General features: G+C 45.3%; 16 protein-coding genes and 1 pseudogene. 16 read left to right on the top strand and 1 reads right to left on the bottom strand.

The genetic code is table 11. The annotated features are described in order from the left end of the window. Window positions 1–330: 330 nt before the first annotated feature. Window positions 331–1,701: an outer membrane protein assembly factor BamB family protein gene (locus ACE99V_RS12605; protein ID WP_400491439.1), complete on the top strand. Its 1,371-nt coding sequence runs from the start codon at window positions 331–333 to the stop codon at window positions 1,699–1,701. Between the two features lie 349 nt (window positions 1,702–2,050). Here ACE99V_RS12605 and ACE99V_RS12610 read toward each other — a convergent pair whose 3' ends face one another. Continuing rightward, entirely contained in the window at window positions 2,051–2,344 is a 294-nt protein-coding gene (locus ACE99V_RS12610; RefSeq protein ID WP_400491440.1) for a hypothetical protein, read from the bottom strand. A 399-nt stretch (window positions 2,345–2,743) separates the two neighbouring features. Between ACE99V_RS12610 and ACE99V_RS12615 the strand changes: the two genes are divergently transcribed. From ACE99V_RS12615 to ACE99V_RS12685, 15 genes and pseudogenes are all read left to right on the top strand, one after another. Next, window positions 2,744–3,562: a C39 family peptidase gene (locus tag ACE99V_RS12615; protein WP_400491441.1), complete on the top strand. Its 819-nt coding sequence runs from the start codon at window positions 2,744–2,746 to the stop codon at window positions 3,560–3,562. A gap of 31 nt (window positions 3,563–3,593) precedes the next feature. After that, complete coding sequence (locus ACE99V_RS12620) at window positions 3,594–5,462, top strand: hypothetical protein (protein WP_400491442.1); 1,869 nt, start codon at window positions 3,594–3,596, stop codon at window positions 5,460–5,462. 14 nt (window positions 5,463–5,476) lie between these two features. Next, window positions 5,477–6,235: an OmpA family protein gene (locus ACE99V_RS12625; protein ID WP_400491443.1), complete on the top strand. Its 759-nt coding sequence runs from the start codon at window positions 5,477–5,479 to the stop codon at window positions 6,233–6,235. Then, the gene (locus ACE99V_RS12630) at window positions 6,225–7,448 is read left to right on the top strand and encodes a hypothetical protein (protein WP_400491444.1); all 1,224 of its coding nucleotides are present in this window, start codon (window positions 6,225–6,227) and stop codon (window positions 7,446–7,448) included. The genes ACE99V_RS12625 and ACE99V_RS12630 overlap by 11 nt, the downstream gene beginning before the upstream one ends. A gap of 20 nt (window positions 7,449–7,468) precedes the next feature. Then, window positions 7,469–8,842: a hypothetical protein gene (locus ACE99V_RS12635; RefSeq protein ID WP_400491445.1), complete on the top strand. Its 1,374-nt coding sequence runs from the start codon at window positions 7,469–7,471 to the stop codon at window positions 8,840–8,842. Continuing rightward, window positions 8,839–10,227 (top strand): DEAD/DEAH box helicase, encoded by a 1,389-nt coding sequence (locus ACE99V_RS12640; RefSeq protein WP_400491446.1) that lies wholly within the window; start codon window positions 8,839–8,841, stop codon window positions 10,225–10,227. The genes ACE99V_RS12635 and ACE99V_RS12640 overlap by 4 nt, the downstream gene beginning before the upstream one ends. A gap of 329 nt (window positions 10,228–10,556) precedes the next feature. Beyond that, on the top strand, window positions 10,557–10,739 hold the full coding sequence (locus ACE99V_RS12645; protein ID WP_400491462.1) for a hypothetical protein: 183 nt from the start codon (window positions 10,557–10,559) through the stop codon (window positions 10,737–10,739). A 702-nt stretch (window positions 10,740–11,441) separates the two neighbouring features. Further along, window positions 11,442–12,116 carry a uracil-DNA glycosylase gene (locus ACE99V_RS12650; RefSeq protein WP_400491447.1) on the top strand — a complete coding sequence of 225 codons (675 nt, stop codon included), beginning with the start codon at window positions 11,442–11,444 and terminating at the stop codon, window positions 12,114–12,116. A gap of 106 nt (window positions 12,117–12,222) precedes the next feature. Next, complete coding sequence (locus tag ACE99V_RS12655) at window positions 12,223–13,470, top strand: vWA domain-containing protein (protein ID WP_400491448.1); 1,248 nt, start codon at window positions 12,223–12,225, stop codon at window positions 13,468–13,470. A 123-nt stretch (window positions 13,471–13,593) separates the two neighbouring features. Beyond that, the gene (locus tag ACE99V_RS12660) at window positions 13,594–14,553 is read left to right on the top strand and encodes a helix-turn-helix transcriptional regulator (protein ID WP_400491449.1); all 960 of its coding nucleotides are present in this window, start codon (window positions 13,594–13,596) and stop codon (window positions 14,551–14,553) included. Between the two features lie 75 nt (window positions 14,554–14,628). Further along, window positions 14,629–17,499 carry a PD-(D/E)XK nuclease family protein gene (locus ACE99V_RS12665; protein ID WP_400491450.1) on the top strand — a complete coding sequence of 957 codons (2,871 nt, stop codon included), beginning with the start codon at window positions 14,629–14,631 and terminating at the stop codon, window positions 17,497–17,499. Further along, window positions 17,492–20,728: a UvrD-helicase domain-containing protein gene (locus tag ACE99V_RS12670; RefSeq protein WP_400491451.1), complete on the top strand. Its 3,237-nt coding sequence runs from the start codon at window positions 17,492–17,494 to the stop codon at window positions 20,726–20,728. The genes ACE99V_RS12665 and ACE99V_RS12670 overlap by 8 nt, the downstream gene beginning before the upstream one ends. 268 nt (window positions 20,729–20,996) lie before the next feature. Beyond that, on the top strand, window positions 20,997–22,028 hold the full coding sequence (locus ACE99V_RS12675) for a helix-turn-helix transcriptional regulator (protein ID WP_400491452.1): 1,032 nt from the start codon (window positions 20,997–20,999) through the stop codon (window positions 22,026–22,028). 129 nt (window positions 22,029–22,157) lie between these two features. Beyond that, window positions 22,158–22,677, top strand: a pseudogene (locus ACE99V_RS12680) (exonuclease domain-containing protein). Window positions 22,678–22,819: 142 nt separating this feature from the next. Next, window positions 22,820–23,686 (top strand): hypothetical protein, encoded by an 867-nt coding sequence (locus ACE99V_RS12685; RefSeq protein ID WP_400491453.1) that lies wholly within the window; start codon window positions 22,820–22,822, stop codon window positions 23,684–23,686. The last annotated feature ends 150 nt before the right edge of the window (window positions 23,687–23,836 follow it).

Genomic DNA, 23,836 nt, shown 5'->3' on the forward strand with positions numbered 1-23,836 from the left:
ACTGTGGATTGGATTCAAATGGAGTTTTTCGGGGGATATTGGGGGGCACTATACCATTCGATTCATGCCGGACGTGGCGATTGAATATTTTGGAGACATATCTAGGCCACTCCGTACTTCTATCGTCACAGCAGCTGTCTTCGATGACTACCTCCGGAAATTCTACGGGTACGGAAGTAATGAGTAGCCCGAAATCCCTCGTAAGACTACCATCTTGAGGGCTGCCTGTAGCTTATCAAGAATACTGAAGGGGCAATAAATCCGTTCTTGAATGGCTAGCAGTCTAATGTTAAATTTTCTGTATCGTACATTTTTTATAGGGGGTTGAGTATGTACGGGATTTTTCACAGAGTGGGCGTAACCCTGCTTTTACTGATGATGTTCGTGATAGGGATACCGGGACAGTCTTCAGCAGATACGAATGTAAAATCTTTCGACAACTACAAGCAGGTTTGGAGCTTCTCAACAGGAACGAGCCCTTATGCCGCTACACCCCAGATACTGGAGGCGCGAATGGATGGGAGTGTCTTGTATGGCCTGGCGAATACGGATGGACACTTCATTGAGATTGGCTTGCGAAATGCCAGTGGGAAGATACTTTGGAAGCGGAGCGACGTCTATATTTATGAATACCGTCTAAACCAGTCATACGTGGTTGCTCTCGCCTTCACTCCAACGAAAGATTACCGGCAAGATAGCATACTTGTCATCAGAAAGTCTGACGGAAAGATCGCAAAGAGCTTCTCTTTAGAACCTTATGGCATCATCATCACCCCATACAACGTGTTCGAACTTGATCAGCAAAACCGTATTTATATTCCGGTGGACAATCGGTTACTGGCGCTTGATGTGACCGGACGAAAATTATGGGAGTTACGCTCGGACAACCCGAATGTTGCCTATCATCGTCCGATCATACTGGATGGAGAACGTCTGGTTACCTGGACCGACTGTAGTGGTTATGGGGTCTGCTCAGAGGACATGTATCGGTTCATGATGCTGTCAACAAGAACAGGCCAAGCCTATTGGGCAATCAATCAGCATGTGAACACTGACTTTCCCATCGTACAGAAAGATCGAATCATCGTAGAAAACAGCTCTGGATGTTTCGCCTTTCGTTTGGATAGCGGAGAACTCCTTTGGCGTTTCCACGAAAACGGAAGTTTGGAACCCGAAGGTATTGATCCGGAAGGGAGAATTTATATTAGCGAAATAGAACCGGATCACCAAGGACATGCGATAACAAGGAAAGTTCTTTCGTTGGACCGAAATGGCGCACTATTATGGAGTACAAACATAAATCTGCCTTCTTTTACCATTCGCGGTGTATCGTTAAACGGAAAGATTGTCTATGCGGATTCGGATTACGGTGTGTATTACATGGATCGAGCATCAGGAAAAATACTGGCCTCCATCCCCTATTATCGTGCTCCGGGTAGCAAGGTCCCCACAGGCCCCATTGCGAAAAGCTTTGGCAACAGCCTGCTCTTTACGGAAGAATGGTATCAGTCCAAGGGAGATTGGTTTCATACCATGTGGAATATTCGGTTGCAGGTATATACCAAGCTAGGGAAAAAGGTTGGAGGAATTGCCTTTACAAATCGTGGGCCAGTGTACGATGCCTACGTTGGTCCGGATTTCCGATTGTATGTTACAGATTCTCATTCAATAAAAGCATTTGCCCCGGTCACCATGAAGTGAGGGGGATAGGTGTTTGTCGCCAATTAAGAAATGTCGAAAGGGTCTACCATAGTCTCCGACCCGAAGAGTGTGGCTTCTGTTCATGATCCAGAACAAAAAATAAACACTCGTTTAGCACTTTTGGAATGGGTAGATGTGCAGGCAACTAAATATAGTTACACGAGTTATTTATTTGGAGATGAAATTGTCGTAAAGATGATCATAAACGACTTTTTGTACGCACAGGTTATCATAAGTTTAGACAATTAGTGATCGAAAAAAGTGAAGGAGAGGCTATTACGGCCTCTCCTTCACTTTTTTCCTATCAATCGATACATCGACTTCGGGAGAAAGGCAGGGGGCTCTCTCTTCAAAGTTGTATATATTTCTGAAGTTTCGAGACAATAGCCTCTGTACAAATATTATCCTTGTATGAAAAGACTACCAATGGGATCCCTCTCTTTTTTAGGAAGTCAGCCTTGATTTTGTCCCTTGCCTTTTGTCCTTTTAAAGACCATTTCGTCTTTCTGTCAGGATGACGAAACCAATCTACGTTTTTGAAATGTTGCTCTCCGTGATATTCTACTGTTAAAGGAATACTTTCAGCAAAGTAATCAATACGCAATGGGAAGTTAGTTAGAGGATTAACAAGTCCTTCAATCATGTACTCCCTCACCCCCTTTACGTTCAACAGATTGTCCAGTATATCGAAGAGAACTGCTGCGGTTCTACCATACTTCTCATTTTCTGCGGTAAAATAAGTCCCAACACGTAGGAAAATCTTCCCCCTCCACCATTGCAAACACTATATGTTCGTACATAAGCTTCAGCTTGTTCCGGTCACAATGGTCAAGCATTACGTTTGTTGCTGGCAGGTCTGTCTTTCTTTAGACATTCTATTTTCATTTGATAAATCTCGATTAGGCCAAAAGGGATTTATTTCTTGAGTAAATAGAAAAATACTGATTCGTTTGCTATAGTAAATATGTACTAAAAAATTTTATATTTTAACGACGTTTTAGAATTTTTTAATTAGTGGAAAGAGTTATCGGGGGTTCATACAATGACTTGGCTTACTAAGCCAAACAGTGCTTTGGTGATACATATCTCTTGTGCGATTTTTATGATATCTTTAATCATTTTTTCTGAAATGAAATCACCCAAACAAATACAGTACGAGACTCGTAACCCTTCCATAGTAATCGAACCTCCACTTGAAAGGGAAAAGATACAAGTTAGACAACGGATCCATCTCTCTGATCGATTAAGCGTAACAAGTTTACGTTACATCATTGAAAACGTGCCACACATAAAACAATATCCGGAGTTAATAAACGGATGTGAGGTAACAAGTGTTGCCATGCTTCTTCGCTTCTTGGGGAATCCGGTGAGCAAACTTGAACTGGCGAAACGTGTAAAAAAAGACACCACTCCGCTCAAAGTGGATGCAACTGGGAGAATACTTTCGTGGGGGAATCCGGAAAAGGGATTTGTGGGCGATATTACTGGGAAACATCTAGGTTATGCCGTGTATCATCAACCGATCGTCCATCTCATTAACGAAGTATATCCCAAGCGAGCGAAAAATGTAACCGGATTGGATTTTTCAACAATCCTGCAGGAAGTACAAAACAATCGGCCCGTAATTGTATGGACAACCAGTGACTTTCAGCCCACAAAGCAATGGCTTGAATGGAAAACGGCAGACAATCGGACGATTCGGGTGACGTTTAAGCAACATGCCGTCCTGCTTGTTGGCTTTGATGTCGATTCTGTCTATATCAACGATCCAATGGGAAAAGAGGGCTACAAGAAAGTGGCGAAGGAACCTTTTATAAAAAGCTGGGAACAACTTGGCAAACAAGCAGTAACTGTTTTTTAAATCTGGATGACACCGTTGGGAGGCAACGAAATTGTTATCGGTAGCGTTTTCATCAGACTTATTTCAGTATGGTTATATGTTGATGATGTCAGCTGTTTGTCTATTTTTGGGCTTTCTAATCTATAAACCCTATCAAACAGTTGATCAAGATACCAAGAAGATAAAAGAAGTGCTGGCAGAAATAAGTGAAGAAGAAGACACCCAATCAAAGTTCAACCGCTTCAAGGATTGGATCGATACAAACGCGAACACAGATTACCTGAGGAATTGTGTAAACCCAGCCTGGGACAACTTTTACCAAAAGTATATGCACAACCAGCAGTCAGGAATCACATTTACACCCGATGTATACGATTTTTTTCTGGAAGATTCTTTTGTCCAGAAATTCGGAAAGCGGAAGTTGGCAGAAATTGTACCTGGAATCTTTCTCGCTTTGGGTATTATTGGGACCTTTCTAGGGATATCGATGGGCGTATCAGGTCTTGACCCCACTGGGGATGCAACTACGCTGAAAAGTGGCATCGGAACTTTGTTAAGTGGGATGAAGGTAAAATTCGTTTCATCTATCATCGGAATCTTGCTGTCTCTAGCTTGGCAAATCGCAGATAAATATTGGTTGTACCCACGCCTTTCCATCAGCTTTTCAGAGATTCGACAATCGATGGATACAGCATTCCCGACCCAGGAAGAAAGCACCGTACTCTATCAAATGTTTCAAAACCAGGAAAAGCAGATGCACGACTTTCAGGATTTCCTTACCGAGATCATGATCCCAAACATGATTTCCGGCTTTTCTGATGCACTGCAAAAAGCGGTTCTACCGCACATGGAACAGACTCAAAATATGATGCAGGAGATGATCCAAAAGACTAGTTCAACACAAATGGAAGGAATTAATCAGATGGTAGACCAATTTGTTCATTCGTTAAGTGAGATTACCGGAGAACACATGAAAGGATTAGGGGAGGCCCTCCAGACTACCATCGAATGGCAGCAGAAAGTTCATGGTGAAATGAGCGCCTTGGTGGAATCGATGCAACAATCTGCAAAAAGACAGTCCGAAATGGTTGAAAAAACAACGGTCCTGACAGAGCAGATTCACTTGTATACGGATCAAATTATTACCTATCAAAATACGTTGCAAGAAACACTTTGGGAAATGAATCAGACAACCGAAAAGAATACGGCCCTCCAGTCTTCAATCTCGGAGTTGCTGGAAAGAATGGTGGAAGAACGGAATGTGTTCCATATGCACTTCGATCAACATTTGGAAACGCTCAGGGAAAATGTCACGTCGATCGTTTCCCATTCAGAATTTCAGGCTGCGCTTCAAGACAAGATTGAAGAAAATCTGCAGCACATCTCGTCGGTTACAGACTCCCAATATAAACTTGCAGAATCGATGGCTGAGCAAATCCAGCTCACGAGCGATTCAAATGACGAATTGAACTCCTTGCTGCGGCAATTTAGCGTGCATGGCTCCATGTTTGCAGAACTGCAGAAAGAACTTATTAAAACATTGGAATCTACTCATAGGGAAAGGCAACATATCGATGAGACTTACAATCAGATAAACGAGAATTTAAGCTGGCAAATTGAGCAAATGGATTCACGAGTGGCGTCATTGAAGCAGATTTGGGAAACTACGAGTCAGGTGCTGTCAGATGCCAACAAACAGCTGGCGGTATCGATGAGCCGTTTTACAGAAGACATGCATCGCGGTCTGGAACATACGTTTAAGCAGTTCGATCAGGAGCTTTCCAAATCGGTTCAATATCTTGCAAGTGGAGTCGATGCGATTCAGGACGGGGTCTCCGATTTGCCTGATGCGATCCAGACCTTGAAGCTGTCTGTGAATGAACTGAATAAATACGCAAGCAATATGCTGAAACAGGCGTAAGGTGTGGAGATCATATGGCCAGAGGATTTCGCAATGCGAAGAAATATTTTTCCTACACGCACGAAGAAGAAAAAGAGAGTTTTTGGGTATCGTATACTGATTTGATGTCAGCCTTGTTAATCGTCTTTGCCCTTGTACTTATGATTGCTCTCTTTAATATGCAGAAAACCTTTGAAGAGACACAGGCAGTTATCAAGCAAAAAGAAGAGGCCATTGATGAAAAGAACAAGATGATTGAGGAAGTTGTCGGAGTAAAAACGAGAATTATCAAGGAACTGGTGAAAGTATTCCAGGACTCAGATCTCGATATGCAGGTAGATCCGCAAACTGGTGCCATTCGTTTTTCCGGGGGAGTATTTTTTGCGACTAACAGCAGTGAAATTTCGCCGACGGGAAAACAATACCTGGAGAAATTTATTCCGAAATATATTGGTATTTTACTTTCCGATCAGTTTCGCAACGAAATATCGCAAATTATTGTAGAAGGACACACGGATACGCAGGGTGGTTACCTGTTTAACCTGAAACTCTCCCAAAACCGGGCATTGGCTGTGGTTGAACAGATTTACTCTCCGTCTTTTCCCAATTTTCGCTATCGTAATGAGTTAAACAAGGTGATTACTGCAAATGGCCGTTCGTTCAGTATGCCGATGTACAAGTCGGACGGAACGATTGATGCGGATAAGTCCAGACGTGTAGAATTCAAGTTTCGATTGAAAGATGACCAGCTATTGGAGAAGATCCAAACGATGGTGAACGAGAATGGAAAATAACCCGCGGTTTCATTTGTTCGCGTTTGAACCTGACCTCCTGAGGGAAGTGAGCAGGAAAGTAGAGGCGCGTTTTAAGAACGTAGAACAATCATTAGTTTTGTCGCGTCGTGCTGTTCTTTTGCCGAAGTTGCTGGAGAAGATACGCGGTCTGTCTTTTACAGAGATCGTTCCCTTTGCCCAATCTCTGAAAAAGATGGAAGTATTGTTGCTGCTGTACGATTACCCATTTACAAGCGAAACGGATGAAACAAGAAGCAAAATCAATGTCATTTTGACGACCCGCTATTCCGGTACGGTAGGACAACGGGCTTGGGGCTTGTTTCAACAAGATTTGACCGACCGCTTTTTGCAAGATTTGATACGGGATTGCTATTATCAGGATCGAGTCGGATTTATGGGGATTGAGGAAACATTTTTACGCTTGTTTGAGCCAGCTATGGAAGAAAAACAAGGGATTGTTCATGGCCTTGTTTCTTCCTTGCAGAAAGCGTCTTTCTCTACCCGGGAAGTATTGAAGAAGTGGAAAGTTAAAGAAGAGTCGTTGCTCGAAGAAGAGTTGATAAAACGTCTCTTTGCTGCCAGCCTGTCCGATGACCGCATCATCAAAAAAGATGGTGTTCCATACATTGTGGAACGGTTGGAGTACTTGTCCTTACAAGACTATAAGCATGTGCTGAAATTTTACCTGGAGGCCAGGGAACATCTCCAATTTCATTTCCTCATCATGGAGCAAGCCATTCGGCGTTTGCTTGATCCGCGTGAACGAGAAACAGAGTGGGACTTTCTGTCAGAGAGGGCACTCAAGCAGGTACATCGATGGTTAATTGGGAATGAACTGAAAAAGTTCTTTGAAACGGATGAAAACAATGAGCGAATCGAGTATTGGAAACGATTTATCAACTACATGAATCACGTGGAATCGTTGAAGGACCCTTCCGTAGTCTTTATTTATTTTGAAGGTTTCGTGGTCGTCGAATTCAGGAAGATCGGGGCAGCTTACTTTTATCATGAAGCAGGTTTCCAACAGTTTATTCATTCAAAGATACACTTGGCTAATTTCAAACATTCAAAGAATACGGCAAAGAAAGAGAGCATGCTGAAAGATACAAATTCAATGAGACATGGAATTAAACTTTTCATTAACAAATTGGATCACCGAGGGGATTGGCAAAGAAAGTTTGACATCCAAATGCGTCAATACCTAAAAGAATGATCCAGTAAGGACTGAGGGCAATGTCCGGTATATTCAATTTCTTGAAGAAAACGAAAAAAGAAAACAGTACTCCCTCCCAGATTCGTGCGGATATCCAAAAAGTTGAAAAAGGGCTTCGGATTCGTCTATACCGCGATCGCAAGGAGCAGGTGGAGAAACTACCGCTGAAACTCTCCATCCTGGAGATCAAGCAGCAGGAACAGATTGACCTATTAGAGGTAATAGAAGCCCTGTGGTACGATGAGTACCTTGAGGAAGCGGGAGAATCATATGTATTGCCTTATCAAAGATTCCGGGAGCTGCCTTCAGAGGTCAAGTCACTTCTCGGGATACCAGATCCGGCAAAGGTGCAATGCAAACTAGGCCATGAGGGCGCAGTAGGCAGCTCCCGTTTCCAGTTTGTTCTGGAAAAAAACACGGGGAAATGGCGGAACATCGAGAGAACGTCAAAACAGACCGGGCCGTGGATCACCTTGCCTGACCAGACCGTCCTGTTGCTTGACGAGGAACAGTACCTGTTTGAGCAGATGCTGAAAAAAAGTCCTGACCCGAAAGACAAGGATCATATTTTTACCTATGTGGCCCAAATCAGGACAAAGGCGAGAGAAATGCAAATCCCTATGGACGATTATCTGGAAGAACAGGAGTATCTGTTCATCGACAAGCTGGACGTTCAGGTGGATTACGACCAAACAGTAATCACGCTCAAGCCGTCTTATCAAACGGCCCATGATGTCCCCCAAGAAGTTTTGGACAAAATGGGAGAAACCTTGAGCGTGTACGCCACCGGCCCCAATCATCAAAAAATCTTTGTGGCTCCCGAGATTCACGAACAGGCAAAAACAATCGATCAGATCCCCCTGATTCAGGGAGCGGATATACCGAGGTTTGCCGAGAACCCTGAGGCATTCCTGCCCGAGATCGAAGGGCTGGATCTGTCTTTCTTCAGTGAACGGGTGAAGTCACTAGGGATCAAAGTGTATCGTGCCCAGCCATATGTCTACGCAAAAGAGAGGGAGCGGGGATGGTTTCACGTCGATGTTGGATTTTCCGCTGTCGATGAAGCCGGCGAATCGCAAGGAACATTCGCGGCAAACGAGATCGTCAAACTCATCCAGACAGCGAAAGAAAATGGCGAGGATTATATTGAATGGAATGGCCAATGGCTGAAAATACCCGGTGACGCCGAAGAATTCTCCAAAGCAACCGAGCAGCTCCAGACAAATGTTGATCTTACACAGCCGGTGGACATCAACAAGCTTCCGTATATTCTAGAAATATACGAAAATATTAACCAGCTTGAGTTTAACCAGCCTATACTAGCTGCAAGGCAGGAAATGCAGGATTTGGGAGTTCTGGATCCGAATCCTCCGCAAAGTTTTTGGCAACATTGAAGCCATTCCAGGCGGATGGCTACATCTGGATGAAATCCTTGCATTATCGCAAATTGGGCGGATTGCTTGCGGACGACATGGGGTTGGGAAAAACGGTCCAGGTGATTTCGTTCCTGTCCTATTTGCAGGAAACGAAGCAGCTTTCACCCACACTGATTGTCGTCCCCAAGACGTTGCTAGACAACTGGGAAAAAGAGATCCGCAAGTTTGCGCCGCTGCTTTTGGCTTCGTTTTCCATACACCGCGGAACGGAACGGGTACGAGATCCAAAAATCTTGGAAAACACCGGCATTACGATTACCACCTATCAGACTTTGGTCAAGGATCAGCTCATTTTCGGCCAGGTGAATTGGCAAGCAGTGATCTGTGATGAGGCACAAGCGATCAAAAATCCTTCCACTGCAGTTTCTCGCGTCATAAAGGCGATGAAAACCAGATTTCGCCTGGCGATGACGGGGACACCCGTAGAAAACAGTTTGAGTGAACTGTGGTCGATCATGGATTTTGTCCAGCCGGGGCTATTAGGCAGTTTGAGCCAGTACAAGCAAGAATTTATTACCCCGCTGGAAGAGGAAGAATTCTCTGGAGGCATCGAGGAGAAACTGACAGCCCGTATTTCCATGGTATACAAAAGAAGGACGAAGTCGGAGGAATTGGCGGACCAGCTCCCGGCGAAGTCAATCATTATCAAAGAAGTTCCTCTGGGACGAGTTCAGGAAACCTTGTACAAGGAAATCATCGGTCTCGTAGGCGAAAATGTTATGGATGGGTTGCAGGCGATACAAAACCTGAAGGCACTTTCCTCCCATCCAGGATTGATCAATGAAAATTATCTTCATTTGGCAGTCAAAGAGATACCCAAGCTTCAGGAAACCTTGCATATTATCAAAACCATCCAGCAAAAGGATGAAAAGGTCCTGGTGTTCACGGAGTATTTGAAGATGCAGGAAATCTTGAAGAAAGTGATTCGTGAACATTTTGACGTAAACCCGATGATCATTAACGGGATGACCAACAAAAGACAGGAAGCTGTCGATGCGTTTAACAAAAAACCGGGATTTGACGTCATGATCCTTTCCCCGAAAGCGGCGGGCACCGGACTCACGATCACGTCTGCCAACCATGTGATCCACTATACTCGCTGGTGGAATCCGGCTGTGGAAAATCAGGCGACGGATCGCGTGTATCGGATTGGGCAGGACAAACCTGTTTTTGTTTATTATCCTATCGTCACCGATCATGGTAAGATGACGTCCCAAGGGACGGTCGAGGAAATTGTCCATAAAATTCTCCAGGAAAAGCAAGTCCTCGCAACCAATGTGATCGTCTCCAGCAAGAAGGTAAACATGGAGGATGAAATTTTGGGATCATTTCAATTTCATTAAAAAGGAATAGACAAAACCTGTCAGAACATTTGTTTGCTGACAGGTTTTGTCACACACTGAGCTAGTATAAAGAAAAAAGTTTAACATATTTGCTCTGTACGAAGGTGGATCATTCAAATGGCTACGTTAATAACTCCGCATGGTTTTTCAACGGAGACTGAGTATCCAGCTGGGCAGAGCATTCGTTCGGCTACGTATGTCAGATATTTTTGAGCCACCACATTTTCGTGGTTAATTTCCTACCTCACAGTAGAATCGTTCAATCTGTTGTCGAGCCTGCCGATTTCGATGTCAGCATATTGAGCGAGCAGTAGCTAAAGGAACGGGGCATTGGCTGGGTGCCCAGAAGCCTGAGCCAAGCGATCGACTATCTAGCAGAGGATACCATCCTGGCGGAAACCATCGGGCGCTCCATCTGGGAGGAATTCATCAAGATCAAAAGAACGGAATGGGATAAATACTCCCGGCACGTAAGCGATTGGGAACGGACCGTATTTACTTCGCGGTTTTAGAGTGCCTGTCACCACTGGTATTTTAAAAATCGCCGGGTGGGTCAGTTCTAAACCGGCGATGGTGGGTCAAAATAAAGTCGGCGTTGACACTGTTGTTGCTTAGTAAATAAAATTAGCTATTTTGGCTGTTCGTAGATTACTACTTGTGGATACAAAAATCATTTGTAGAACACTTCACAGGGTGATTATGAATTATGAGCCACTTTATAACTTGCCTGTTCGAGGAAGGGAAATACTCAAAGACCATCCAGACGTGCAAGACGTTCAACAATTTCAGGATTGGATGAATCTTACTGGCGCTGTCCAGATAAAGAATTTAAGTGGGAACACTTAGGTTCAGCAATATTAGGAATCTCTGACATATATAAAGAAGAATTAAAGTCGTTATTTAACCGCTTCACCAGTAATCGATAATCTTCCGGTATAAACTTTATCGTAGTGTCGTAATCGGACCTGTTTTACTTAAAAGTACGTATAATGCTATTTCCTGTTCTCACCGCCGGGATATAATTGACCCAGGTTCGCCGGAAAGAAAATGACCCACCCTTAGCGAATATATCCCCTTCGTAATTAACGGCCAAGTTAATCTTCGGAGGGAGACACATGCTAAGGAGTGGGATAATGATATAATAAATGTATCTAAAAATTATCATGTGGTAAATAGACTTAATATTCGATAAATAATGGTGGGAGGTATTATCATTGAACACACATAAAAAAGGAGAACACATCAAAGATTTAATGTTGCAGCAGAGCGATATTGAAGATGAAGCTTTTAACTCAAAAGTAAGAAATCTGATTTCACTCTTAGTAAATAAAATAGATCTACCCAACGTAAATAACTTCTATGCAGAGGATCCGAACAAATGTGCTAACTTATTTACATACTTTAAAGAAATGTATTCGCTCAAACCGGACTTTCTTTTCATCGGTGAGGCACCCGGAATAAAAGGTTGTTATCTCACGGGGATTCCATTTACTTCAGAACGAATGATTAATCAAGGTATCTCTACACAACAAATTTTTAAGTCAAGTTACTTGATAAACGGTAACCAGTATGAACATTCAGCTAATATTATTTGGGGAGAGGTAAAGAAACTGAAAAGACCTCCACTTTTTTGGAATGTGATGCCGCTTCATCCTTATAAGCTAAACTCAGGCAAGATTGAAAATCGTCCTCCTACTAAACAAGAGAAAGAGTGGGGAAAGGAAATTTTGTTAAAAGTAATTGGAATTTTCCCCGATGTACGAATTTACTCAATAGGCAATCATTCGAAGGAAGCACTTCAAGAGATATGTATTCGTTCAGAGGGTCATTTGACTCACCCAAGGCTAGCGCATAAATTTCGAGAAGATTTTAGAAAATATTTTGGTTAACTTGTACATAAGTTTCAAGATGAATGAAAACGTACGTTCGCTGACATACTGATGTCAACAACTGATGTTACACTCTCCTTAATAATGAGTTAGAGGAGAGGGTTTCATGAAAATGCCGATTCAAGTAAACCATGAGTGGAACCGGCCGTATATACCGACGGGCGGGGCGGAGAAGGTATTTTTGCTGTTGGAGTGCAAAGGAATAGCCGGTGTGCAAGTGAATCGGGCGCCGATCAACTTGTCCCTCGTGCTGGACCGAAGCGGGTCGATGAGCGGGGATCCGCTTCAGTTCAGCAAGAAAGCCTGCCAATTCGTCATTACCCAAATGAGCGCCCAAGACACTCTCAGCCTCGTCGCGTTTGACAACGAGGTGACCACAGTATTTCCTCCACAGGCAGTTATCCATAAAGATGCCATGAAACAGCATGTCGAACAGATCCAAGCCGGAGGTTCGACAAACTTGAGCGGAGGCATGTTGCAAGGCATTCAACACGTGATGCAGAACAAAAAAGACGGCGTTGTGCAGCGGGTGATCGTGCTTTCAGACGGCCATGCCAACGAAGGGATCACTGACCAGGCAAAACTGGGTGCGATAGCACGGGAGTTCCAAAGTGCAGGCATCGGGATCTCTACCATGGGTGTTGGAGATGGGTTTGACGAAGAACTGATGGAAACCATTGCTGACAATGGAGGCGGCAACTTCTATTACATTCAGAAACCGGATGATATCCCGTCTATTTTTAACAAAGAGTTAAGCGGGCTTTTGTCCGTTGTTGCACAAAACGTGCAGCTCAAATTGAAGCCATCAGAAACCGCAATAATCACCAACATATATGGATACAAAGCAACAGATGCGGATGGAGAAATAACGATCTCCCTTGGTGATGTGTTTGATCAAGAGGAAAAGTCGATCCTGCTTGAGATGGCCTTTTATCCGCATTCCCCTGGAGAACATCCAGTGCTCGAGGTCGAATGGCAGTTTGTCGATGTTACACAAGGGGCGAATCTCTGTCAAATCAAATCTGATGTAAAACTCCATTTTACGAATGACATCAACTTGATTAACCAGCCAGCCAACATGAAAGTCGAGAAACAGGTGCAGATTACCGAATCGGCCAAAGCAATTGAGGAAGCCATGCTGTTGTTCGACACAGGCAATTTGGATCACGCAAAGGGGATGCTGAAGCAGCAAGCGGATAAAATGCTGCAGATGGCAATTCAATGCAATGATCTTGAACTCCGCGAGGAATCTGAAATGCTTTACAACCAGCTTGAACAGTTAACTCCCACAAGCGCATCCCGAAAAGCGCTCCATGAGCAGAAATACCGCCAAATGAAGCGGAAAAAGAAATAACCACAGTAAGAGGGAACATGGCAGCGACAAGTTGTCATGTTCCTTCTTCATTGCAATAGGCAGGAACTATTTCACATGGGACGAATGTACTAAGAAACAATGTTTCAAGGCAGAGGTGAAAATGTGTTAGACCGTCTTATTCGTCTCATGCGCATCATCACGCTGATTCAAGGAAAACCCGGCATTCTGGCCCGTGAGCTCGCCGAACGTTGTGAAACGACAGAACGAACAATCTACCGTGACTTGGAGGCACTTAGTGCCATGAATATACCGATTACGAACCAAGGGCATGGCAAGGGCTACACGTTCATAGGAAATTTTTCACTCTATCCTCTCAACTGGACGGAAGAGGAGGCGTTGGCGTTTTCTGTACTGCCTTCCATTCTGGAACATATTCAATCGTTGCTGCCGCCAGGGTTTGATAGCGCTTATGAAAAAGTGATGGCAGCGAATCAAAAGGAGAAAACGAAACGCAGGGAATTAGTACAAGAAATCACCGACATCATTCAAATGGGTACCCCAGCTTTTCGGGAACATTCGTCCAATTTTTTATTTCCAATTATCCAAGCTACTCTGCAGCTAAACACCATCGAGGCAACGTATTACAGTCAAAGCCGAAACACGCTGTCCCAGCGCAAGATCGACCCATACTACCTCGTTCCCCGTGAACAGAGGTTTTATCTCATAGGCTTTTGCCATGTAGCCCAAGAAATTCGTACGTTCCGAATTAGCCGTTTTCGGGATGTTCGCATTTTGAACGAAACTTTTTCGAAGGGTGATTTTAACCTTAAATCGTACCTGAAACATACATGGTCGATTGATCGAGGCGAACAGAACATCACCTTTAAAGTCAGGTTCAGCTCCAATGTTGCCCGTTACATCAAGGAAGAGGAGTTGTTCGTCAAGCCTAAACTGAAGGATTTGCCGGATGGCAGCCTGGTGTTTGAAGTGACTCTTAATCACGACCGCGAGTTCTTGGGGTGGCTGAGCCAATACGGCCCTGATGCAGAAATTTTGGCGCCGCTGACTTACCGCGAACGAATGAAAGAAAGGCTGAACCGTTGGCAGGCGGTGTATCAATAAGAACATAAGTTCACTGACAGCTTGCTGTCAAAGCGGTGTGCTACTGTATAGAAAATGGCTGAGGAGGTTCTAACGATGTCCAGTCAACGGATAAAACGATTGCACGAGATGCTTACCGGAAATCCCTTTCACAAAAAGGTGTTGTTGACCAGCAACTTTTCGCAAGGTCACCAGTGGCTGGAACAACTTAGCCGGACCCACGGTAGCGTTCTAAATGTTTCGGTCCAATCACCTCGGTCATTGGCTCTCCAGCACGCCCAACTAACACTTGTGGAAAAAGGGTTGACGTATACGTCTCCGGAAGAAATCTATTGGATCGTGCAATGGCTCATGAGGGAGCTGGCTTCAGACACGAACTCCTATATTCCGGTTTCCTTGTTAACTCCAGGGGTGGTTCACTGTTTTTGTTCCGCTATCAGCGAGTTGCGGCACGCGAAAATCGGTTCTGCTGAGTTGGATCACCGTGAGTTCGAAAACCCTGAAAAAGGAATATATGTCCAGAAACTTTTATCCCAGTACGAGTCCTACATGATTAAAAATAAGCTTGTGGATGATGCAGAATTGCGACAGTACGTTCAACCAGACCCGCTGCCGCATGTTTTCTACATAGTAGATGAGCACCTGCGACTTTCGAAGTCCGAGCAAGACATGTTGAATACAATCACCCGAAACCGACTTCACGTTTTGGAAAGCGACGTTCCATTTACTGCCTCGGAGTCTGGTTTCCCTTTCACAGAAACGTCATTCTTCCATTCACTCGGTCCTGTCGCGGAAGTTCGAGAAGTGCTTCGGCGAATGGCTGAGCAGAACGCATCCTGGGATGAAGTTGAAATCATCGCTTCCGATTACGCCGCCTACGCTTCTGCGATACATACAGCGATTGCCCCATTTTCCATTCCATGTACGTATTCTCAAGGACTGCCCATTTCCTACTCAAAAGCAGGCCTGGCAGCAAGCCTGTATTTCGAGTGGTTGGAGTCGGGATACAACCTAGATCCTATTTTGCAAGCATGTAAGCTTGGACTGCTATACCTGCCATCGGAAGAGGAATCAGTGACCGGCTGCAGCTTCATTCGCGTCCTGGAAAAATCGGGAATCGGATGGGGCAGGGAAAGGTATTCCTTGCTTCGCAAGGTCAAGGAAAGCACCGAGCATGATCGTCAGATTATTGCGGCAGATTTGTTAGCCGACTTCTTTGACCGACTATTTGAGGTGCTGCCCGAGGAAAAAGAAATCTGGTCACCAAGAAACGTTTTGGATGGAATGAATCGATTTTGCGACGTGGTACCTTCATACCATGAATACGACATGCAAGCGAAAAGCAGCATCAAACAGCTGCTGCATACACTTGACAGGGCACCGTACACGCCGATGGAACGAAGAACCGCGATCGATTTCGCACGGGAAATGGTAGAGGGTATTACCATTGCCACGGATAGCATGCCTTCGGAAGGAAAGCTGCATGTTTCCTCTTTGCGTGATGGCGGTCAGTCCGGACGTCGATACACCTTTATTGTGGGCATGGACGAAAACTCCTGGACCGTAGCCGATATCCAGGATCCAATTCTCCTCGATATGGAACGAATTCGCATCAGCCCTCATTTAATCACCAGTAAGGATAAAGCGGCCCAGCAAGAGAGAGAACGAACAAGTCGTCTGAACATGATCCGTGGGACGTGCACACTCAGCTTCCATTCATACCGGGTGGCAGATAACCAAGAAGTGAATCCGGCGTTCGAACTGCTGCAAGTATTTCGCCATTCGTCGGGAAATCCCGAGGCGACTTATGAAAACCTTTTGAACCAGCTTGAGTTGCCAATTGGAATGGTTACTTCTCCTAGTGCGATTACACTGGATGGGCAGGAGGCGTGGATGAAACGACTCATCGCCAGCGATGGCCAATTCTATGACAGCCGGAGCCCTGTAATTTCCGTATATCCTCATCTTGGTAACGGGGAGCGGGCTGTGGCGTCCAGAGAGGACTTTCTATTGACCGAATACGATGGTGTGTTTACTGCAACCTCCGGATCGTTGGCCATGGAAACGACGAGTGCCAGCAAACTCGAACTGTACGCCCGTTGTCCCCTTCAGTATTTTTATCAGGAAGTTTTGGGGATCAAGCCAAAAGAGGTTGCCGAATTTGATCGGTCCCAGTGGCTGGATGCCGCCCAGCGGGGGAGCCTTCTGCATGCTATTTTTCAGCAATACTTGTTGGAAGCAAATGAAAACGGGGGAGCACATGATTATACCCGCCTGCAGCGGATCACAGAAACAGCCATACAGCAGGCCCAACAGGAGATTCCTGCCCCCAGCGTCCATGTTATGTTGAAGGAAAGTGACGAGATTCGCAAAGACGTGGAGATATTCTGGGAAGGCGAACTTCAGCGGACATCCAAACCAAGATTCATGGAACTTGCCTTGCACGGCGAAGACGGAGTGTTCCAGGTCGAACTGGGTGACGAACTTGTTTTGCCTCTAAAAGGATATGTAGATCGCGTTGATGAATTGGAGCCGAGTACATACAAGGTCATCGATTACAAGACGGGAAATCCACGAAAATTCAAGGAAAACGAGTATTTTTCCAAAGGGACGCAGCTGCAGCACGCGATCTACTCCATCGCTGTGGAACAGTGGCTGCAACGTACGGGCATTGACCCGCAGGCGAAGGTGGTGGAAGCTTCTTATTATTTCCCGACCTTCAAAGGTCAAGGGCATGAAGTGACACGCTCTCAAAATCGACGTGAAGCGACAGCCCGTCTGGTTTCCCTGATGATCACGGCCATGGAGCAGGGGCTATTCCCGCCCACACAGGACCCTGGCAAATGCAAATGGTGTGACTTCAGAGATGTCTGTGGTAATCATGCGGTACACATGAAAGAGAAACGGAACGACCCAACCAATGGTGAGCGGTTGTCCCTGATGCTGGAGGTGGAAGATTATGAGTGATACTGCGGTGTACGACGATCAATCGGCTCGAGAACGTATCCTGCACGATCTGGATACCACTTTCCTCGTGGAGGCAGGTGCCGGTTCAGGAAAAACGACATCGTTGGTTGGACGTATGATCAATCTGGTGAAATCGGGTAAAGCTGAAATCGATGAAATAGCAGCGATTACCTTTACAAACAAAGCAGCATCAGAACTAAGCGCCCGGTTCCGCTTGAAACTGGAGCAGGAGCTGAAAAGAGCAGCGGATGAGACAGAACGGAATCGCTTGGAGCAGGCACTTCGGCAAATCAATCAATGTTTTATCGGCACGATTCACGCTTTTTGCGGTCGGCTACTGCGAGAACGCCCGATCGAAGCCGGTCTGGACCCGAATTTCACCGAACTGGAAGAGTCAGATGCCAGTGAGTTTCGTGACCGCTGTTGGGATGAATATTTAGAAAAGCTGCGAGATGAGGGGCAGACTGCGGGCATCGATGAACTGCTTGCGATCAATGTTCATGTTGAGGAGTTGCGTGCCGTTTTTCACCGGGTGTCACAGTACGAGGACGTCGTGATTTTTACGCAAGATGTTGAAGAACCCGATTTCGATCTGATCCGTCTGTCCTTGCCAAAAATGGTCGACGAAGCCGCACGGTTTATTCCTACAAATCCCCCTGAAAAAGGCTGGGACAAACTGCAGGAAGTGATCCGAGAGGCGCGCCGTTTTCTTCGAAACATGAACCTCCAGGACAAGATGAATGTACTGGCGGTGGCAAAGATGTTTGACCGTTCGCTTGACGTTACCCAAAACCGGTGGACAGAAAAAACGATGGGGAAACAGTTCAAGGAGCAGTTCCAAGACTGGCAACAAACCGTTCTTCAGCCGTTTCTGCAATCTTGGAGAGAATATCTCCACCCGAAGCTGATTCGGTTTGTTCAGCCTGCAGTAGAGTACAGCCGAATGAGACGCATGGAATCGGGCATACTCGATTTTCAGGATTTACTGATGAAGACGGCTGCGCTGCTGAGGGAGCATCGGGATGTTCGGGAGTATTTCGGCCGCCGATACACACGGCTGTTGGTGGATGAATTTCAGGATACGGATCCGATCCAGGCGGAGATGATGCTGCTGCTTACTTCTGGAGATCCTGATCAGGCCGATTGGCGTCAAGCGCTTCCTCGCCCGGGCTCACTCCTCATCGTGGGAGATCCCAAGCAGTCTATCTACCGGTTTCGTCGTGCTGACATTTCCACTTACAACTTCGTGAAGCAACGGATCGCGTCATGCGGCGATGTGTTGCAGTTGACAAAAAACTTCCGTTCCGTAGCGGCAATCGGGGACTTCGTCAACTATGCCTTTGTTTCGAAATTCACACCGCCTACTGAAACGACGGACCACCAAGCGAACTTTGTGAGGATGGTTACCCAGCAGGAGAATCCCAAAGGAAAACGGCTGACTCACGGAATCTACACATTGAACGTTCCGAAAATGGAGCGGGATCGAAAAGCCGATATCGCAGTTTATGACGCAGAGCGGATTGCACGGTATATTGCATGGGCATGCAAGGGAAACCTGCAGATCCAGGAAAAAGGCGGAACAGATGGTATTCCTGTTACCCGAGATGCGGAGCCAGGCGACTTTATGATTTTGCTGAAACGAAAAGAGTTCATCGGCTTGTACGCTGAGAAGCTGGAGCAGTACGGTGTTCCGTCCGACACATCCGGAAGCCGTGCGGGCTACGAAGAACTGCATGCACTGCACATGTTAGTCGAGTGTCTGAATGATTGCACAGACCGAATTCCGTTGCTTGCGGTTCTCCGCGGGATGTTGTTCGGTGTAAGCGACGAAGCTTTGTATTATTATGCTGGTGAGACAGGGCGAATCGCCGTGTACCCACTGCCGGAGGAGGAGGCTCTTTCAGAGAAAGCACGATCCGTGTATCGAGCGCTTCTGCGCATTCAGAAGTATTTTGAATGGGTACGTTCTTTTCCTGCGTTGACCGCCTTCATGCGCATCATCGAAGATTTGGGAATCCTTCCGTACGCAGCGGTCAAAGAAACAGGTGCGATCCGCGCAGGTACACTGGTGAAACTGTTGGAACTGATCCAAACCGATGTGTCCGTTTCGGCCAGTTGGCACGAATTAACGTCATTCTTTCGGAAACTAAGGCAGTCAGATGGATTGGAGAGTACCAGCTTGTTCGCCGGGTCTGGCGGGGCGGTCCGCATCATGAACTTGCATAAAGCAAAAGGACTGGAAGCACCCGTCGTGTTTTTGGCCTGCCCTTGTGGAGACAACGACCATGACGCGGAAGAACACGTGGATCGCAGCACCGACACGGCAGTGGGATTTTTCACGATTAAGCGGCCTAAAGATTCGTACACGCAAGAGATGGTTGCTCAGCCAGTCGGCTGGGTGGAAAAGGCGCTAAAAGAGCGAACGTACATCCTGGCCGAGGAAGACCGACTGCTCTACGTGGCAGCTACAAGGGCGAAACAGCTTCTCGTTGTCAGCCAGTACCTGTGGAAACCGGCCATTGACCCATGGAGCCCGCTGCAGAACAGCTTGGAAAAACAGCTTGAACTCGATGAGGTAGAATTTGAGCCGATTCACCGCGAGCCGTTAAACATCGCTCCGGATGTTGCGAAAGAACTTTATTCTTGGAACAATTGGTTGGCATCCACTGCAGCACCTACCTACACACGAACCAGTGTCACGGCACAAACCAAATCTCTCAGTCAAGTGGAACTCCATCGTCCGGCAGAAGGAAGAGGCCTGGCGTTCGGTTCCGTTGTCCACCGCAGCATCGAAGCGATCGGCAATGGAATGGACGATTCGAAGCTAGAAACGTTCATCCGAATGGCTGCAGAAGAAGAGGGCTTGGAAGAAAAATGGCTGGGTGATGTGCTCCGTTCCGTCAGGTGTATCCTCGAAAGCGAAGTATGGGCACGCAGCCGCAAAGCCAAACAGGCTTACCACGAGTTCTCGATAATGGTTTCCAAAGACAATGACCTACTCAAGGGTGTGATCGACTTCCTGTTTGAGGAGGAAGATGGGTGGATCATACTTGACTTCAAAACTGACTTGTTTGAACACCAGTACGAGCAGGAATTCGTCGATTATTATACTCCTCAAGTGTTGGCTTATGTGGAGGAATGGGAGCGGCACGGAAACAAGGTGAAAGAGGCAGCGCTGTATTTTATCTCTCATAACAAATATGTCATTTGCAAACGAACCCAAAACTAGAGAACAAGGAGAAGCTAATGAAAAAGTTCGAAATTACCAATATGATTCGATTGAATGACTACCTACTCTATATTATTTAATAACTAAACAAAACTTAATTAGGGGGAAATAAGATGGCATTTCTTGAATGTTCCGAATGTTCAAATATGCTAAACGCAGTGCAGATCTCCCATTTGTTTTCCAACCTTTTCCGCTAATTCAGATTTGGGGGTACATATAGGAGAAACCACAACATTTTAACGGGAGCTACTTTTATAGGTGGCTCTTTTTGTGTGAAGAGGATTTTGTCCCATTAAACAAGAATATCTATTCGGAGGTATTTACTGTTTTTGGGGTGAATGATGACGTGGATAAGACACAGCGTTTATTTTATATCGTCACGACGATTCAGCAGAGACCCGGAATAACCGCGCCTGAACTTGCCGAGTTGACTGGAACGTCAGTCCGGAGCATTTACAGGGACATAAAAGACCTTGATAAATGTGGAATTCAAGTCTTGCTACAGGGAAACAAAGGATATTATGTTGTCGATAACTACATTCAAACACTGGGAAAACTTGGTGCCGATGAGTACCTGGCAATCTCCCTTTACCCGATGCTTGCCAGCCAATTCAAAATGAAAGGGCATCCGTTTCAAAAATCTTTCCAGTCGGCTATGGAAAAGATTCTTACGCGCTTCAAAGTAAACGATAACCTCTTGCAACTAAGTAAGCGGATCAGAATACATACGGAACAAATGAATCCGGAGCAGGATTTGATCATGCAACGAATCATTGAAGCAATTGTTCAAGATGTGACGATATCCTGCGAATATTACACGATGTCGAGAGAAGATTTGACAAAACGAATGATTGATCCCTATTATTTGGTTCCACGCGGGGGGTATCTCTACTTAATTGGCTATTGCCATTTGCGTGAGGAAGTACTTACGTTTCGATTAAATCGCTTTCATTCCATAGAGCTGACAAACAAGAAGTTTTTTATTGAAGATGAATTTAATATCGATTCATTTTTGGATAAACTTTGGGGAATTAAAGCGGACACAGAAGAGGTAACGTTTCGAGTTCGATTCTCGAAGAATGTTGCCCGTTATATTAAAGAACAGAGATATGACTCCAAGCCACAATTTATTGATGGGGAAGATGGCTCTCTCTTAATAATGGTAACGACTCGCGGAGCTGAAGAATTCTTGCGTTGGATGAAACAGTACGGTAAGGATGCAGAGCTGCTCGAGCCTGCGGAGTATAGACAAAAACTACATGAAGAATATCATGAAATGGCGCAAAAATACTGTCAGTAGAACCAGGTTCTCTGACGGTATTTTACTTTTCTAGTAGGAAACAAATGTTCCCTGTCAGGATTTGTCACGATCCCAGGTATTCTAAGAATATAGGGTATTAAAAATAGCTTGTAAAAGGAGGAACGTGTCATGACCCAACCGTATCTGTTCGTTGATTTTGAGTTTACGATGCCGGAAGACGACAAAAAACGAAAAGGTTTCATCCCAGAGATCATTGAAGTAGGTGTGGTAGCCGTACGAAATAATCAGGTATATGATATGTTCTCCTCCTATGTAAAACCTGAAATCAATCCTATTCTGAATGAACGCTGTAAACAGTTTTTGGACATTACCCAAGAGGCAGTGGATAATGGGCTCACATTTTTGCATGCAGTGGGGAATCCAGTATCCTTTCACTAAAAAAGAAATAGATTTGTCAATGGAACACAAGAGGTTTTATGGGGAACAAAATCAAACCGGGCTGATGAAGGCATTGCTTGAGTTTGGCCATACGGCAAATGGAAAACATCATCGAGCATTGGATGATGCGATGACTGCGTTTGAGATCTATAAGCTGATGGAGAACGATAAGCAGTATTTGAAAAGAGCGGAACCATCCAGAATTGGAGATTTGGTTGACCTATCTCGTTTGATTGCGAAGATGGCTTAAGATTGATTGTAGTTTAAATGAAAAAAAGGGTGATGGGAATTTGTTTTTAATAAATGATATGAAGCCACGAATATCGATCAATGATCGGGTTGAGTGTCCCATATTAGGATGTACGCATACAGTCGAACGGCAAACCAACATAATGGAGAAAGAGGAGCGTTTTCGCTGCCCGGATCACGACATTTATATATCCCCTTCCACTTTTGAATATCGCGAAGTGGCACATAACCTGCTATGGAACGATAAGGATGATCTGCGCTACTTAGAACAGGTTCTGGCAGGAAAAACAGAATCCCGAATGGCGCGGGAACGAAGTGAGGACGTTATAACATGGAACGTGTTTCGCTACTTGCAGAAACATCATCACTTGCACCGGTTCGTAAAAGCGTTTACCGGCTGTTTGGCCTATGATCCGGAACTCATATTCTGGTCGTATTCTCCCCTGGAGGCAGGGAAATGGGAGGCATTGCTTAGGGCAAGTCACGTATTCGGAGAGCGAATGGGATACGGTTCCGAGCCGGATTTGATTATCAATTCGGAGGATACGCTTGTTTTTATCGAGGCTAAATTTACATCAGGAAATGAAACAGTGGGAAATAGCAAAGATGCCCTTATCCGTTATGCTGAAAGGGAAGATCGTTGGTATGATAATGTGTTTACTACTGACGTTTGGAATGTGGCAGTAGAGTGTAAAAAGTACGAATTGATGCGCTACTGGCTGCTTGGAACCTGGATTGCAAATGAGATGGGCAAACATTTCGTACTGATGTCTTTAACGGCGATTGATCGTGATCAGGATTTACCCGCACGGTTTAGACCCCTTATTCGAGAGACAGATACCCGAGAATTTCGTCATACATGCTGGGAAGAAGTGCGCAGTTTTATTCATCAGAATCTTCCTCCAAGTGAAGCGCGGAACAAGGTCATTCAATATTTGGACGGAAAGACGGCGGGTTATGTAAATGGTGTACTCCAAAAAGGATTCCGGTGCGGGGGGGTGATCCGATGAAGGACTTGCCACTTTTACAGGAGAGGACCAGTCTCGAGGATTAACCGGGACATATTCGTGCGAACTTTATGATAACGAGTTTAAAATTGGTAGGTAGATGTTCCTGGTCCTTTCGAAATTGGTGGTAACGCTGAAGGAGGCGAATTCTCG

This window comes from Brevibacillus soli (assembly GCF_044759095.2).
Taxonomy (GTDB): Bacteria; Bacillota; Bacilli; order Brevibacillales; family Brevibacillaceae; genus JBIYSM02.

What these genes read in the sequence shown, in the direction of transcription:
- ACE99V_RS12605 (WP_400491439.1), top strand. Translation starts at nt 331, where the DNA reads ATGTACGGGATTTTTCACAGAGTGGGCGTAACCCTGCTTTTACTGATG.
- ACE99V_RS12610 (WP_400491440.1), bottom strand. Translation starts at nt 2,344, where the DNA reads ATGATTGAAGGACTTGTTAATCCTCTAACTAACTTCCCATTGCGTATT.
- ACE99V_RS12615 (WP_400491441.1), top strand. Translation starts at nt 2,744, where the DNA reads ATGACTTGGCTTACTAAGCCAAACAGTGCTTTGGTGATACATATCTCT.
- ACE99V_RS12625 (WP_400491443.1), top strand. Translation starts at nt 5,477, where the DNA reads ATGGCCAGAGGATTTCGCAATGCGAAGAAATATTTTTCCTACACGCAC.
- ACE99V_RS12630 (WP_400491444.1), top strand. Translation starts at nt 6,225, where the DNA reads ATGGAAAATAACCCGCGGTTTCATTTGTTCGCGTTTGAACCTGACCTC.
- ACE99V_RS12635 (WP_400491445.1), top strand. Translation starts at nt 7,469, where the DNA reads ATGTCCGGTATATTCAATTTCTTGAAGAAAACGAAAAAAGAAAACAGT.
- ACE99V_RS12655 (WP_400491448.1), top strand. Translation starts at nt 12,223, where the DNA reads ATGAAAATGCCGATTCAAGTAAACCATGAGTGGAACCGGCCGTATATA.
- ACE99V_RS12665 (WP_400491450.1), top strand. Translation starts at nt 14,629, where the DNA reads ATGTCCAGTCAACGGATAAAACGATTGCACGAGATGCTTACCGGAAAT.
- ACE99V_RS12670 (WP_400491451.1), top strand. Translation starts at nt 17,492, where the DNA reads ATGAGTGATACTGCGGTGTACGACGATCAATCGGCTCGAGAACGTATC.
- ACE99V_RS12685 (WP_400491453.1), top strand. Translation starts at nt 22,820, where the DNA reads ATGGAGAAAGAGGAGCGTTTTCGCTGCCCGGATCACGACATTTATATA.